The sequence below is a fragment of the Streptomyces hypolithicus genome (genome assembly GCF_052934925.1).
Genome location: NZ_CM128811.1, coordinates 3350660 through 3365105 on the forward strand (window position 1 = coordinate 3350660; position 14446 = coordinate 3365105).

At 71.0% G+C, this 14446-nt stretch carries 11 protein-coding genes, 1 tRNA gene and 1 pseudogene; 9 read left to right on the forward strand and 4 right to left on the reverse strand.

Translation table 11 applies throughout. The annotated features are described in order from the left end of the window. The first annotated feature begins 490 nt into the window (after window positions 1-490). From ACU6WZ_RS15920 to ACU6WZ_RS15950, 7 genes are all read left to right on the forward strand, one after another. A complete protein-coding gene (locus ACU6WZ_RS15920) occupies window positions 491-973 on the forward strand; it encodes a CarD family transcriptional regulator (RefSeq protein ID WP_006380568.1) in 483 nt (160 codons plus the stop codon). A 410-nt stretch (window positions 974-1383) separates the two neighbouring features. Beyond that, the gene (gene ispD, locus ACU6WZ_RS15925; RefSeq protein ID WP_447028717.1) at window positions 1384-2148 is read left to right on the forward strand and encodes a 2-C-methyl-D-erythritol 4-phosphate cytidylyltransferase; all 765 of its coding nucleotides are present in this window, start codon (window positions 1384-1386) and stop codon (window positions 2146-2148) included. Then, a complete protein-coding gene (ispF, locus tag ACU6WZ_RS15930; RefSeq protein ID WP_447028718.1) occupies window positions 2138-2707 on the forward strand; it encodes a 2-C-methyl-D-erythritol 2,4-cyclodiphosphate synthase in 570 nt (189 codons plus the stop codon). Before ispD ends, ispF begins: the two co-directional genes overlap by 11 nt. Window positions 2708-2795: 88 nt before the next feature. Next, on the forward strand, window positions 2796-3200 hold the full coding sequence (locus ACU6WZ_RS15935) for a PPOX class F420-dependent oxidoreductase (protein ID WP_447028719.1): 405 nt from the start codon (window positions 2796-2798) through the stop codon (window positions 3198-3200). 91 nt (window positions 3201-3291) lie between these two features. Further along, entirely contained in the window at window positions 3292-4695 is a 1404-nt protein-coding gene (gene cysS, locus ACU6WZ_RS15940) for a cysteine--tRNA ligase (protein WP_447028720.1), read from the forward strand. A gap of 147 nt (window positions 4696-4842) precedes the next feature. Beyond that, window positions 4843-5799 (forward strand): 23S rRNA (guanosine(2251)-2'-O)-methyltransferase RlmB, encoded by a 957-nt coding sequence (gene rlmB, locus ACU6WZ_RS15945; RefSeq protein ID WP_447028721.1) that lies wholly within the window; start codon window positions 4843-4845, stop codon window positions 5797-5799. Between the two features lie 152 nt (window positions 5800-5951). Next, the gene (locus ACU6WZ_RS15950) at window positions 5952-7742 is read left to right on the forward strand and encodes a DoxX family protein (protein WP_447028722.1); all 1791 of its coding nucleotides are present in this window, start codon (window positions 5952-5954) and stop codon (window positions 7740-7742) included. Between the two features lie 118 nt (window positions 7743-7860). On the opposite strand, the gene ACU6WZ_RS15955 is transcribed toward ACU6WZ_RS15950, so the two are convergent. The 3 genes from ACU6WZ_RS15955 to ACU6WZ_RS15965 all read right to left on the reverse strand — a co-directional run bounded on the left by ACU6WZ_RS15955 (window position 7861) and on the right by ACU6WZ_RS15965 (window position 10420). After that, window positions 7861-8577: a nucleotidyltransferase family protein gene (locus tag ACU6WZ_RS15955; protein WP_447028723.1), complete on the reverse strand. Its 717-nt coding sequence runs from the start codon at window positions 8575-8577 to the stop codon at window positions 7861-7863. A gap of 85 nt (window positions 8578-8662) precedes the next feature. After that, window positions 8663-9079, reverse strand: coding sequence for a hypothetical protein (locus tag ACU6WZ_RS15960; protein WP_447028724.1), 417 nt, complete (start codon window positions 9077-9079; stop codon window positions 8663-8665). A 204-nt stretch (window positions 9080-9283) separates the two neighbouring features. Next, window positions 9284-10420, reverse strand: a complete 1137-nt coding sequence (locus ACU6WZ_RS15965) for an ABC transporter ATP-binding protein (protein ID WP_447028725.1) — start codon at window positions 10418-10420, stop codon at window positions 9284-9286. Window positions 10421-10621: 201 nt separating this feature from the next. On the opposite strand from ACU6WZ_RS15965, the gene ACU6WZ_RS15970 reads away from it, so the two are divergent. After that, window positions 10622-10696: transfer RNA gene (locus ACU6WZ_RS15970), tRNA-Thr, on the forward strand. A gap of 360 nt (window positions 10697-11056) precedes the next feature. Next, window positions 11057-11392: pseudogene (locus ACU6WZ_RS15975) on the forward strand (PP2C family protein-serine/threonine phosphatase); the annotation flags it as partial. Window positions 11393-11449: 57 nt separating this feature from the next. Here ACU6WZ_RS15975 and ACU6WZ_RS15980 read toward each other — a convergent pair. After that, window positions 11450-14224 carry a helix-turn-helix transcriptional regulator gene (locus tag ACU6WZ_RS15980; RefSeq protein ID WP_447034059.1) on the reverse strand — a complete coding sequence of 925 codons (2775 nt, stop codon included), beginning with the start codon at window positions 14222-14224 and terminating at the stop codon, window positions 11450-11452. Window positions 14225-14446 lie beyond the last annotated feature (222 nt).

The window sequence follows — 14446 nt, forward strand, 5'->3', positions numbered from 1 at the left end:
GCCCGCACCCGACCCGCCCCACCCCGCCCACCCGGCACGTCCGCCGCCGGCTGGGAACGAGTTCGCCGCGCCGTTCGCATAACCGGCCGATGGCGTGTCTGTGGGCCGGCGGCGGACCGCGTGCGGATTATCCGCGGGTAATGGGCAGGACCGAGAAATTGATCACATCCGCATCGCATCTGTGATCAATTGCGGATTCAAGCCGAACGGGTGACCGATGGCCGAACGGAGTAGGCCGAGTGCGCCGCTTCGAACCAGGCAAATCGGGATGTTCGGTCACTTCGGTGGCGTCCGGGGTCGGTGTACCGTACGCGTTTCTCTCGCCCCGTGCAGCCGCTCCGACCTGCGAATACCCGGTTCCGGAAGGCCCGCGCAGCACGTTCCTGTTGTTGTTGTCAAGCCCCGAGATGCGCCCTGACCTGCGGAAACGCCATTCAGAAGAAGCTGTTTCCGTGTTACTCTGGATAGCCACGGAAGGGGTACCTGTCACATGACGTTCAAGGTTGGCGACACCGTGGTCTATCCCCATCACGGGGCCGCGCTGATCGAGGCTATCGAGACTCGCCAGATCAAAGGCGTGGACAAGACCTACTTGGTGCTCAAGGTCGCCCAGGGTGACTTGACTGTTCGTGTACCTGCGGACAATGCGGAGTTCGTCGGTGTGCGCGATGTAGTGGGTCAAGAAGGGCTCGACCGGGTCTTCGAGGTGCTTCGCGCCCCGTATGCCGAAGAGCCGACGAACTGGTCCCGGCGTTACAAGGCAAATCTCGAAAAGCTCGCCTCCGGTGATGTCATCAAGGTCGCAGAAGTAGTGCGCGACCTGTGGCGCCGTGAGCGTGAGCGCGGTCTCTCCGCAGGTGAGAAGCGCATGCTCGCCAAGGCCCGCCAGATCCTGGTGAGCGAGCTCGCGCTCGCGGAGAACACGAATGAAGACAAGGCCGAGGCTCTGCTCGACGAGGTCCTCGCGTCCTGAATCCGGGTCCCGGGAAATGGGCGGCCCCACCGACCAGACCCCTGATACCCCGTGCTGCCGTGGTGCCCGCCGACAAGGCCGTCCAGCCTTTGTTGCCGGGCGCTGCGGCATGTCTCGTTCGTGCGTCGACGCCAGACTCCGGGCCGGGCTTTCCGAGCCCTTCGACCGATACTTCCCGCGCCGTCCGTACAAGCTGTGCCCGTACAAGCTGTGCCCGTACAAGCTGTGCCCGCCCGAGCGGGCGACTCGACCGGTCGTCACGGAAGGGGCCGGTCAAGGCGTCGCGCCGGGCACGTTGTGGCCATACCCACCTGCCCCGCCGACACAAACCTGTCGTTTCAAGCCCGGCGCACCCGAGGCCGGCGACGTAATCCATCCCGTTCCCGAAGCTGTCGGCCCCGGAGCTACCGATGACAGACGAACCGCGCCCCACCGCAGAACCGCGCCTGCCCCGCACCGCCGCCGTGATCCCCGCGGCCGGCCGCGGGGTGCGGCTCGGTCCCGGCGCGCCCAAGGCGCTCCGCGCGCTGGGCGGCACCCCCATGCTGATCCACGCGGTACGCGCCATGGCCAACTCCAGAGCCGTGTCACTCGTCGTCGTGGTCGCCCCCAGGGACGGCGCGGTCGAGGTCAAGAACCTCCTCGACGAACACGCCCTGCCCGAGCGCACGGACTACCTCGTCGTACCCGGCGGAGACACCCGGCAGGAATCGGTGCGGCTCGGCCTCGAAGCCCTCCCCTCCGGCATCACGACCGTCCTCGTCCACGACGCGGCCCGCCCCCTCGTGCCCGTGGACACCGTGGACGCCGTCATCGAGGCCGTACGGGACGGAGCGCCCGCGGTGGTCCCCGCGCTGCCCCTGGCCGACACCGTCAAGCAGGTCGAGCCCAGTGGCGACGGCCGGCCCGAGCCCGTTGTCGCCACCCCCGAGCGAGCCCTGCTGCGCGCGGTACAGACTCCGCAGGGCTTCGACCGCGCCACCCTCGTCCGCGCCCACGAGACGGTCGCCGGGCGCGGCGAGGGTGCCACTGACTGCGCCGGGATGGTCGAGCAGCTCGGCGAACAGGTCGTCGTCGTACCCGGGCACGAAGAGGCGTTCAAGGTGACCCGGCCGCTGGACCTCGTCCTGGCCGAGGCGGTTCTCGCCCGCAGGAGGGCCACCGATGGCTTCTGATCTCCCCACGGACCGGTCCGCCAACCAGCGCGACCAATCCGCGGACCTGCCCCCCGCCGCCCCGCTTCCCCCGCTCCCCCTCGTCGGCATCGGCACCGACATCCACGCCTTCGAGGAGGGCCGCGAGCTCTGGTGCGGCGGACTGCTCTGGGAGGGCGAGGGCCCCGGCCTCGCCGGTCACTCGGACGCCGACGTCGTCGCGCACGCCGCCTGTAACGCGCTCTTCTCCGCCGCCGGTCTCGGTGACCTCGGCGCCCACTTCGGCACCGGCCGCCCCCAGTGGTCCGGCGCCTCCGGCATCACCCTGCTCACCGAGGCCGCCCGCATCGTCCGGTCCGAAGGCTTCGCCATCGGCAACGTCGCCGTCCAGGTCGTCGGCGTACGCCCGAAGATCGGCAAGCGGCGCGATGAGGCGCAGAAGGTCCTCTCCGCCGCGGCCGGCGCCCCGGTCTCGCTGTCGGCCGCCACCTCCGACGGCCTTGGCTTCACCGGCCGGGGCGAAGGCCTCGCGGCGATCGCCACGGCGCTGGTGGTCCGTACCCGCGGAAATACCGGCTGAAATGCCGCGCGGAGTCGCTGGGGTGCCTGAGGATCGGGTACGTGAAAAGCCGTCAGCCGGCAGCGTCCCCCACGGAAGGCCCCCCACCATGGCAGCCGCACTCTCCGACCAGCTCAAAGAGCGCCTCGACACCCCCGTCTTCATCCAGGTCTCCACGATCCAGCCCGACGGCAGCCCACAGGTCTCGCCGGTATGGGTGAAGCGGGACGGCGACGACCTGCTGTTCTCGACGACGGTGGGGCGCCGCAAGGAGAAGAACCTGCGCCGTGACCCCCGGGTGACCGTCCTGCTGCTGCCGTTCGACTCCCCGTACACCTACGCCGAGATCCGCGGTACCGCCGAGATGACCACCGAGGGCGGCCAGGAGCTCATCGACGAACTGGCCATGAAGTACACCGGCCAGCAGTACGCCGATTTCAACCCGGCGGCCGGCGAGGACGCCGAGCGCGTCGTGGTCCGGGTGAAGCCGCACAAGATCGTCGGGAGTCTCTGACCCGGACGACGCTCCCCGCAGCGGCGAAAACCACCCCCCGCGGCCCGGAAAGGGTCGCGGGGCACTGGTGTCGGCCCACTACCCTGGTGGGGTGACTATTCGGCTGTACGACACCGGCGCCCGGCAGACTCGTGACTTCTCCCCGCTCACGCCGGGCTGCGTCTCGATCTACCTGTGCGGCGCCACCGTGCAGGCCGCCCCGCACATCGGGCACATCAGGTCGGGCCTGAATTTCGACATCATGCGCCGCTGGTTCACCTACCGGGGCTACGACGTGACGTTCATCCGAAACGTCACGGACATCGACGACAAGATCATCAAGAAGTCCGCGGACCAGAGCCGTCCCTGGTGGTCCATCGGTTACGAGAACGAGCGCGCCTTCAACGACGGCTACGACGCGCTCGGCTGCCTCCCGCCCACCTACGAGCCCCGCGCCACCGGCCACATCACCGAGATGGTCGAGATGATGCGCGGCCTCATCGAGCGCGGGCACGCATACCAGGCCGAGGGGAACGTCTACTTCGACGTCCGCTCCCACCCCGGCTACCTGGAGCTCTCCAACCAGGACCTCGACGACCTGCGCCAGCCCTCCGGCGACGGCGAGACCGGCAAGCGAGACCCGCGCGACTTCGCCATGTGGAAGGCCGCGAAGCCCGGCGAGCCGAGCTGGGAGACCCCGTGGGGACGCGGACGGCCCGGCTGGCACCTGGAGTGCTCGGCCATGGCCCACAAGTACCTTGGCCAGGCCTTCGACATCCACGGCGGCGGCATCGACCTGATCTTCCCGCACCACGAGAACGAGATCGCCCAGGCCAAGGCCTTCGGCGACGACTTCGCGACGTACTGGGTGCACAACCACTGGGTCACCATGGCCGGCGAGAAGATGTCGAAGTCGCTCGGCAACTCGGTGCTGGTCAGTGAGATGGTCAAGGCCTGGCGCCCCATCGTGCTGCGCTACTACCTCGGTACGCCGCACTACCGCTCCACCATCGAGTACAGCGAGGACGCCCTGCGCGAGGCGGAGTCCGCCTTCGCTCGGATCGAGGGCTTCGTGCAGCGGGTCATCGAGAAGGCGGGGAAGACCGTCGAGCCCGCCGGCGAGGTGCCCCCCGTCTTCGCTGAGGCCATGGACGACGACCTCGGCGTCCCCCAGGCGCTCGCGATCATCCACACCACGGTCCGCCAGGGCAACTCCGCGCTGGCCGCCGACGACAAGGACGAGGCCGTCGCCCGGCTCGCCGAGGTGCGTGCCATGCTCGGTGTCCTCGGCCTCGACCCGCTCGACGACCACTGGTCCGGCGGCGGCTCGGACCGCGGCGAAGACCTCCACGGAGTCGTCGACACGCTCGTACGGCTCGTACTCGACCAGCGTCAGTCGGCCCGCGACCGCAAGGACTGGACCTCGGCCGACGCCATCCGCGACCAGCTCCAGCAGTCCGGCCTCGTCATCGAGGACAGCCCCTCGGGCCCGCGGTGGACCCTCGGACCGCGCTGAGCACGGCGGTGATTACCGCGCTGAGCACGGCGGTGAACACCGCGCTGAACACCCCGCGCGCCACGCGCGGTGTGCCGCCCGGCGTCCCGGGCGGCACACTTCCCCTTATACGTACGCACGTCTGAAGCAACGAAACAGGTACACGTCATGGCCGGGAACAGCCAGCGCAAGAACCGCCGCACGTCCAACAAGAAGGGCGCGCAGGTCGGCAGCGGTGGCCAGCGGCGCAAGGGCCTGGAGGGCAGGGGCCCGACGCCGCCCGCCGAGGCCCGCAAGAAGCACAAGAAGAACCGCATCGCCACCGCCAAGGCCAAGCAGGCCGCGGTCCGCCGCCCGGCCCCGCGCCGCGGCGGCGCCAAGGGCACGTCCGAGATGGTCGTCGGCCGCAACCCGGTCTACGAGGCCCTGCGCGACGGCGTACCGGCGACGACGCTGTACGTCCAGCAGTACATCGACAACGACGAGCGGGTCCGCGAGGCGCTCCAGCTCGCGAGCGAGCGCGGCAACATCAACCTGATGGAGGCGCCGCGCCCCGAGCTCGACCGGATGACGAACGGCCTGAACCACCAGGGCCTCGTCCTCCAGGTCCCGCCGTACGAGTACGCGCACCCCGAGGACCTCACGGCGGCGGCGTACGACAAGCACGAGGACCCGCTGATCGTCGCGCTCGACGGCGTGACCGACCCGCGCAACCTCGGCGCGATCGTCCGCTCCGTCTCCGCCTTCGGCGGCCACGGCGTGGTCGTTCCCGAGCGTCGCGCGGCTGGCATGACGGCGGGCGCCTGGAAGTCCTCCGCCGGTACGGCCGCCCGTACGCCGGTCTCCCGCGTCACCAACCTGACCCGCGCCCTTGAGGGCTACCAGAAGGCCGGCATCACCGTCGTCGGCCTCGCGGCGGACGGCGAGCACACGGTGCAGGACCTCGAAGCACTCGGCGGCCCCGTCGTCATCGTCATCGGCAGCGAGGGCAAGGGCCTCGGCCGCCTCGTCGGCGAGACCTGCGACTACCGGGTACGTATCCCGATGCCGGGCGGCGCCGAATCGCTGAACGCGGGCGTGGCGGCGGGCATCGTGCTGTACGAGACCGCGCAGCGCCGCCGCTGACCCGGGTCCGGTCCGGCGGATCAGCGGCGGTAGGCCCAAGGGCCTGTCCGGCGCTGGCCGGTCGGATGTTTTGTCCGGTAAGGGAGTCTTGACGGGTCTCGGACAGATCGGGCCCGTCAAGGCAGTGTCCTAAACACACATCACTCGGTTAGATGAGTGTGGACACCAGAACACCCGGGTTCGACGATCAGCCCGCCCTGAGCATGGTCAAGGTGCCCTGCGACCCAGCGCAGGTCATCGTCAACCACGCCAGTTTCCGCGTGCAGCTCGCCCCGGCCAAGAGCCGGCGGCCCGTTCTCCCGTACGCGGGCGCGGGCGGTGTGGGCAGTGGACTGGGGAACACGGCGCGGATTCCGGCGATGAGCGGCGCGGCCGGCCGGCGGCGCGCGCCCGTGGTGTGGAGCGGCAGGTCCGCGCCCGGCGACCCCGGCGCGGGCGGGCTCCTCCAGGCCGTACGCAACTCCTCCTCCTCCGCCGGCGGCGGCGCGGGCGGCGCCCTGCTGGACGGCGGCGGCGCCACCCAGGTCATCCCCCGGATCTCCGTCGGGGAGGACACCGAGGCGATCCCCACCGTCGTCGGGCCGCGCAGCCCCGAACCGCCCCTGACGCCGATGCTGCCGAGGATGAAGCAGGCCGTCGGCGCCTACGACGCCGACCCGGGGGACGAAGACACGTACGTCGTCGGGCAGTTCGGCGACGCAGATCCCTACGACGACACGGACGGCACGGGCGACACAGACGCCGCCGACGGGACACGCGGCCGACGCCCGGGTCCCGACAGCGTTCGCCACGCCTACTACCCCGGGCGGCGGATGAACCTCGGTGTGGTGCTGCTGCCGCTCCGGGTGTTCCTCGGCTTCATCTCCCTCTACGCCGGGATCAGCAAGCTCAGCGACCCCGTCTACTTCGACGGCGGCGAACGCGGCTCCATGGTCAAGTGGCTTACGTCGCTGAACCCCTGGACGGCGGCCGAGCCGCTGCGAGACTTCGCGCTGACGCACCCGGTGGGCGCAGGCCTGACCGTCGCGTTCCTCCAGATCGTCGTCGGCGTCCTGACCGTGCTGGGCCTGTGGCAGCGCCTCGCCGCCTCCTTCGGGACCCTGCTGTCCGCCGCCCTCATCGTCACGGTGAGCTGGCGGACCGTCCCCGTCTACGACACGCCGGACATCATCTACCTCGCCGCCTGGTCGCCGCTGATCATCGCCGGCGCACCCGTGTACTCGGTCGACGGCCGCCTCGCCGGCGAGGCCTGGCGCAAGCTCGGACCGCGCTCCGAACTCTGGGACCTGCGCCGGCGCGTACTGCGCCGCGGCTCCCTGGTCGCCGGCGTGGTGGTCGGACTTACGCTGCTGCTCGGCTCGATGCTGGGCGGCGCGGTGCGTTCCTCCGACATGGTGACCGTGCCGGGGCCGAACGACGACCCGACCAACTACCTCCCCGGCGCCCCGCTCCCCCGCGAAAGCGCAGCAGCGGGCCGCGCCTCGCAGGGTCCGACCGGCACGCCCTCCACCGCCCCGACGGCCACCAGTTCCGCCGGCCCCTCGGCCGGGGCCACGACGCCGAGCACGGCCCCCGGGACCGCCACGGCGGGCCCCCAGGGCGCCCAGCAGCCCAGCCAGACGCAGGGCACCACAGCGGGTCAGGCACCCCCGCAGCAGACCGCGCCCACGCAGGCGCCCCCGACCAGCGCAGGCCCGACGTCCAGCGGCGGGAGCACCGGGAGCACCGGAAGCACCGGGGGCACAACCACGGGCGGCGGCACTGCCCCGGGCGCCGGTACGACCGGGAGCGGCACCCCCGGCGGCAGCGGCAGTGGCGGAACCGGCGGTGGCAGCGGCGGCACGACCGGCGGAAGCAGCAGCAGCGGAAGCGGCAGCGGCAGCGGCGGGAGCAGCGGCGGGAGCAGCGGCGGCGGCCGGGTGATCGGCGGACTGCTCGGCTAGCGCCCGTACAACGCGCGCGGCACCACGGCACACGGCACACGGCACAAGGGCCCGGCACGCGCGAGGATGCGCGCATGCCGGGCCCTTCTCCGCGTTGGCGGTGCGGGCTGCCCAGGGGTCAACCGCGCACGGCGGCCAGCTCCTTGGCGGCCTCGGTGAGGTCCTTCGCCGTGTCGATGGCCCGCCAGTACGCCCCGTTCGGCAGCGGGAAACCCGCTAGACGGCGCTCTCGCGCCAGTCCGGGGAACGTGGTGCGCTCGTGGTCGCCCAGGTCCGGGAGAAGCCCGCGGAAGGCCGCTGAGAACACGTACACGCCCGCGTTGATGAGGTACGGCGAGGGCGGCGACTCGATGAAGTCCGTGATGTGCCCGAACGCGTCCGTCTCGACGGCCCCCCAGGGGATACGGGGGCGGGCCAGGGCGAGCGTCGCGGTGGCGTCGCGCTCGGCGTGGAAGGCGGCCATGTCGCGCAGCGAGAAGCGCGTCCAGATGTCGCCGTTCGTCGCGTACCAGGGGCGATCCGGGTGGGGGAGGTGCGCAGCGGCGTACTTGAGGCCGCCGCCGCGGCCCAGCGGTTCGTTTTCCACCACGGTGGTGACACGCAGCGGGAGGTCGGCCGAGTCCAGCCATTCCTGGAGCACACCGGCGAGATGGCCGCAGGAGATGACCACATCGGTCACCCCCTCGCCTGCCAGCCAGGCAAGCTGATGGCCGATGATCGGGGTCCCGGTGCCAGGGATCTCGACCATCGGCTTGGGGCGGTCGTCGGTGTACGGGCGCAGTCGCGAGCCCTGGCCGCCTGCCAGAATCACGGCCTGCGTCGGAGACGTAGTCATACGGGGCACGATATGCGGCGGGACGTCGCCGTCCCGCCGGTGCCCGGCTCCGGTCAGCCTCTCGGCGGCTCGCTCGTCCGGCCGCTCAGCCGGTCTGCTGGGCGACGCCGGAGGCGAACGACGTGTCGCAGACGGGGCGCGAGAACGTCTGGGCGCGCGTGGGCCCGTACTGGTTGACCGCGGCACGGCCGAGCGAGCGGGCGATCGACATGCAGTGTCGGGCGAGCGAAGGACGCCGCTCGACCTCGCGCTGGAGGTGGGTGAGCGCGACGGTCGGGTTCTTCTCCTGAAGCTCGACGAGGAGCTTGTCGCGCAGGATGTCCTGCGGGGCACGCGACTTGGCGCGTACGTTGACCTCCTGGGAGGAGGCGGTCAGAACCTGCGCCTCGGGCCCGGTCGTGGTCCACGGGACGCGGGCGACCGCCAGGGTCCCGGAGAGGACCATGACGACGGGCAGGACGAGGGCGAGACTTCGGCCGATTCGGCGGGCTGTGTGGGTCACGCGAGTGAGCGTAGCGGCCAGTAATGATTTGGCGACATTTAGTCACTCGCGTGGGTGATGGTTCGATGTCTTCTTTCGAATCGCGTGTTGACGCGAGCGGTCCGAAATGACCCGCCTGCCGGGGTATTCGTCGACAGCACCGCCACGCACGGCGGGCCCCGCACCGAAGTGCGGGGCCCGCTCTGTGTCTTCGGTGCGCCGGGGTCAGTCGCTGAGGCGCTCGCCGGTCGACGACGAGAAGACGTGCGTCTCGCCGGCCCGCGGGATCACGTGCAGTTCGGTGCCCTTGTCCGGTACGGCGCGGCCGTTGACGCGGACCACCAAGTCCTTGTGCTCGCCGCCGACGTTCGCGCTGCCGTAGACGTAACCGTCGGCGCCGAGCTCCTCGACGACGTTGACGGTGACGGCCAGACCGGCCGGTGCGCCGTCGGCCGACTTGGTGAGCGAGGCCGCGGCGGCGCCGCTCTGCCCGACGATGTCGAAGTGCTCGGGGCGCACGCCGACCGTGACGGTCGTGTCACCCCGGTCGGCCGCGGCGGACAGCGCCTCGCGGGACACCGGCACGACGCTGTTGCCGAACTTCACGCCGCCGTCGGTGATCGGGACCTCGACCAGGTTCATGGCGGGCGAGCCGATGAAGCCGGCGACGAAGAGGTTCGCGGGGCGGTCGTACATGTTGCGCGGGGAGTCGACCTGCTGGAGCAGACCGTCCTTCAGTACGGCGACCCGGTCGCCCATCGTCATGGCCTCGACCTGGTCGTGCGTCACGTACACCGTGGTGATGCCGAGGCGGCGCTGGAGCGACGCGATCTGGGTACGGGTCGAGACGCGCAGCTTGGCGTCGAGGTTCGACAGCGGCTCGTCCATGAGGAAGACCTGCGGCTCACGCACGATCGCGCGCCCCATCGCCACGCGCTGGCGCTGACCGCCGGAGAGCGCCTTGGGCTTGCGGTCCAGGTACTCGGAGAGGTCGAGGATCTTCGCGGCCTCTTCGACCTTCTTGCGGATCTCGCTCTTGTTCACACCGGCGATCTTGAGCGCGAAGCCCATGTTGTCGGCGACGGACATGTGCGGGTACAGCGCGTAGTTCTGGAACACCATGGCGATGTCCCGGTCCTTCGGCGGCAGGTGCGTGACCTCACGCTCACCGATGCGGATCGCGCCGCCGTTGACGTCCTCCAGACCCGCGAGCATGCGCAGGGAGGTCGACTTGCCGCAGCCGGAGGGGCCGACGAGGACGAGGAACTCGCCGTCCTCGACGTGGAGTTCGAGCTGGTCGACGGCGGGCTTGGTGGATCCCGGGTAGACCCGGGTCGCCTTGTCGAACGAGACAGTGGCCATGGTGATCTTCTCCTTCACCGGCAGGAACGTGCCGGACGATCCGTTGTAAGGGAGTGGTGTAGTCCACACCTGTGGACCTGCGGTGACGCTACCTGGCCGAGCGGGTCCTGTCAGTAGCCGGACCATGATGAAATTTCTTCCGCGCCAGCGGGCTCTGTGTAGAGTGTGGGAGCCCTTGCGCACGGCTGTGACATGGGCGATGCCTCCTTAGCTCAGTCCGGCCAGAGCAACGCACTTGTAATGCGTAGGTCGTCGGTTCGAATCCGACAGGGGGCTCCGGGAAACCCCAGGTCAGCAAGCCGCTGACCTGGGCTTTTTACTTTCTGTGACCAGGTGTTGCCGGGCTCGGCCGGCCCGAAGACTGCCGCTCCGGGTCGCCGGTGGACACGCGTGCAGCGAGCGTGCAGAGCGGTGGACAAGCAGGCGTGCGGGAAGCGGACCATCGCGCGACTGGCTATGGGGCTGCGAGGCGGTGCACACCGGGCCGCTGGCGGCGGGCTGTTAAGGGTTCCCTTAAACCAGGAGAGCCGCGCTGGCCACTGGTGGAGAATCATCCAGGGACATCGCTACGGAGGAGCCGGTCGTGAACGTTCTGCGCTTCGATGCCGGCGCTGCGGACTTCACCCTCCTCGAAGGCATCCGCTCAAGTCGATCGTCGCCCGCACCCACGAAATCCTGTGGCCGCTCGACCCCGAACTGATGGCCACGGTTCTCCTCGCCCGCCTCGACCCGGTCACCGGAGAACTCCGCATCGCAAACGGCAGCCACCCGCCCGCGCTCCTGATCCGGGCTGACGGCACAGCGAGTTACCTCAACGTCATGAGCAGCGGTGTGGGGTTCCCTCTACCCGGGAGCGAGAGGATCCTCAACACGCGGGTCGGTCCGGGGGATCTCCTCATCCTCTACACTGACGGGCTCACCGAGAGCCGCCGAGACCCGTGCGAAGGAGAGAGACGCCTCGTCGAGGCGGCGCGCGGCCAACAGGCGAGACGGTGTCGTCGGTGAACTTCTGCCCGCTGCACGCCTGAGTCAGCGGCCGCAGGCGTCTTCATCAAGTTCGGCGGTCGTACCCTCTCGCACCGCACGACCTTTCTCCTCACGGTCCAGCAGGCGTGCCAGTTCCAGGCGCGAGCGCACGCCGAGCGCGGCGAAGACATTTCTGAGGTGGTGGTCGACGGTGCGTGGGCTCACTGAGAGGCGGGCCGCCACCTCCCTGTTGGTGGCACCCTGCGCGACGTACCGGGCTATGCGCAACTGCTGTGCGGTCAAAGGGGGTTGCAGACCTGTTCCGGTGTCGCCGGCCACAGTCTCGCCGGCAGCGCGCAGTTCCCCGGCGGCGCGTTCGGCCCAGGCCCCCGCTCCGCAGCGCTCGAAGGCGACCAGGGCGTCGCGCAGCGGGCCGCGCGCCTCGCGGGTCTTGCGTTGCCTGCGCAGCCACTGCCCGTAAAGCAACCGGGTGCGCGCGCCTTCGAAGTCGCCCCCCGCTCGTGCGTGGTGTGCGAGCGCCTCCTCATAGTGGGCAGCGGCCTGGTGAGCGGGCGCCAGCAGCGCCCGGCACCGGGCCAGCTGTGCCGGAGCCTGTGGATCTGCGGTCGCGGTCGTCCACACCGCGAACTCGTCGACTGCCCCGGCGACCTCGGCCGCGCGGCCGGAAAGCACCGCCGCCTCCACGAGGCACGGTGCTGCCAGCATCCGGGCCGCGAAATGGCCCCGTAACGGCCCGGGACCGACGAGAGGGAAGAGCCGTGCCGCCGCTTCCGCGGATCTGCCTTCGGCCAGGTCGGCCCGGGCGACCGCCCAGGTGGCGAGTGTGGCGGCCTGGACGAGGCCGTGCGGACCCGCGGTCGCCGCGGCGGACGCGGCATGCTCGGCGGCGGCAGCCGCACCGCCTTCAACGGACGCGACGAGGGCGAGCACGGCTCGCAGCTGGGCCGCCTGGTTGCGCTGGCCCAGCCGGTGTGCGGCGCGCAGTCCTTCGCTCGCGTGGGCACGGGCGCGTGTGTGGCGACCGGCTCTGAGCTCTCCGTACGCGAGATGCTCCAGGGTCTGCGGGAGCAGGAACTCCGGGCCGTGGGAGCGGACCGCCACGAGTGCCCTGGCGCCGGTCCGGCAGGCCATGTCGACCTCGCCCAGGACGAGCGCGGCGACTCCCGCCCGGAGGAGCGCGGCCAAATCGTCCGCGCCGGCCGTGGGGGGAAGGCAGCGCCGCAACAGTTCGCGGCCCTGCCTTCCCCTGCCGTCGAACACAGCGCACATCCCGGCCCGGTACGCCTCCGCCGCCAGGTCGGGCAGCGGCGCCGGAACGCGGCTCATCGCGTCGAGAAAGGCGGGCGCGTCCCCCATTGCCCAAGCAGCCTCCGCCGCTCCGAGCAGGGCTTCCGCCGCGCGGCGTTCATCGCGCGGGGCGAGCAGCGCCGCGGCGGCGAGCAGAGTCTCCCGGGCGTCGGCCACGGGGCCGTCGCGCAGGGCGAGCAGCCCGCGTACGTAGTGGACATGCCCGGCAGGCGGTACGACGCGTACCTGGGCCAGGAGATCACGTGCCCGCCCGGGGTCCCCGCCGAGACAGGCGTGTTCAGCCGCCGCTGCGAACCGGGCGCCGCGTTGGGCCCCTTCGGGGCAGAGTAGGGCGGAGCGGGCGAGCGCCACGGCGCGGTCCGCGTGCGGTCGTGGCGCTGCGGCCGCACGAGCCAGCGCATCCGCCAGCGCCGGGTCGTACCGGCTCGTCGCACAGGCCCGCTGGACAAGTCTCGGCAGTGTGCGGTGCGGGCCGTCGAGCAGTCCGGCCAGCAGGTGGTGCACGGCGCGGCGACGGGCGGGCGGGATCCGGCGCAGGAGTGCCGTATTGATCAGCGGATGGGTGAAGTGGACGCGTACACCGTTGTCGTGGATCAGGCCCGCCTGCTCGGCGGGCTCCAGGCATTCGGGGTCCAGCTCGCCGGACAGCTGCGCGGCGCGCCACAACAGGGCGCAGTCCGCACCGGCCCCAGGGGGCTCGTGCTCCTGCGCGGCGGAGGCGAACAGCAGCGCAGTGCGAGTGTCGTCGGGAAGCGCGTCGAGGAGGGTGGCGTAGGCCTGCACGACGCGCTCGGCGCCCGGCAGTCGATGGGGCAGGGGTGCGCGGCCGGCCAGTTGGTCGGCGGTGAGCCGCTCGGCCGCACACGTGAGGATGCGTGGATTACCGGCGGACCTCCGGCGCAGTTCCTCGCGTACGGCGGGATCGATCCGGTCGGCGGTCAGCCCGTCGAGCAGGGCGGTGGACGCGGCGTCGTCGAGCGGGTCGAGACGGAGGGCGGGCAGGCAACCGAACACGTCCTGGTCGGACGGCCGCCGGGCCATGGTGATGAGGACCGCGATCCGCGCGCCGGATGCGAGCCGACGAGCCACGAAGCCGAGCGCGGCACTGGAGTCGCGGTCCCAGGCGTGGGCGTCATCGACACAGACGAGCAGGGGCCGGTGGGCGCCAAGGGTGCGCAGCAGGTCGAGCAGGGCGGTGGGGGCGAAGCCGGCGCTCAGCACGTCGGCGGACGGCAGGGGCGGTGAGTCCGGCAGCAACCCGGCTCCGGAGCAGAGCAGTTGGTGCAGTCCACTGTGCGGCAGGTGCTGCTCGGCGGGAGCGGCGGCGGCATACAGGACGGGCCCGTCGTGATGGCTGTCCATGGTGTGGCGCGCGAGGGCGCTGCGCCCGAGGCCGGGGGGCGCGGCGAGTACGAGCGCGCCGCCCCGCCCGTCTCGTAGGCTGGTCAACAACCCCTCGATGACGGCGATTTCACTGCTTCGGCCGTACAGTCGGAGGGGTCTGCGCACGGTCGTCAATGAAGTCACGCGGCTACGTTACTCTCGCGTAAACAAAACCCGGAAGGCACGCGTCCGCTGTACTTGTGGAGAGCGGTGAACTCTGGGCGTGACCCCAGTCGGGACTGCTTGGCACTGTGCTCGGGCACAGCGGCCGGGCCGACGTCGGCGCAGCGCCCCTGGGGGCACGGCGGTTGCCCGGTGGGCGTGATGGACCTCCATCACGCCCACCGG

Bases quoted from the DNA above. Each gene is read 5' to 3' on its own strand.
- ACU6WZ_RS15950 (WP_447028722.1), top strand. From the start codon at position 5,952: ATGAGTGTGGACACCAGAACACCCGGGTTCGACGATCAGCCCGCCCTG.
- ACU6WZ_RS15955 (WP_447028723.1), bottom strand. From the start codon at position 8,577: ATGACTACGTCTCCGACGCAGGCCGTGATTCTGGCAGGCGGCCAGGGC.
- ispD (WP_447028717.1), top strand. From the start codon at position 1,384: ATGACAGACGAACCGCGCCCCACCGCAGAACCGCGCCTGCCCCGCACC.
- ACU6WZ_RS15935 (WP_447028719.1), top strand. From the start codon at position 2,796: ATGGCAGCCGCACTCTCCGACCAGCTCAAAGAGCGCCTCGACACCCCC.
- rlmB (WP_447028721.1), top strand. From the start codon at position 4,843: ATGGCCGGGAACAGCCAGCGCAAGAACCGCCGCACGTCCAACAAGAAG.
- ACU6WZ_RS15920 (WP_006380568.1), top strand. From the start codon at position 491: ATGACGTTCAAGGTTGGCGACACCGTGGTCTATCCCCATCACGGGGCC.
- ispF (WP_447028718.1), top strand. From the start codon at position 2,138: ATGGCTTCTGATCTCCCCACGGACCGGTCCGCCAACCAGCGCGACCAA.
- ACU6WZ_RS15965 (WP_447028725.1), bottom strand. From the start codon at position 10,420: ATGGCCACTGTCTCGTTCGACAAGGCGACCCGGGTCTACCCGGGATCC.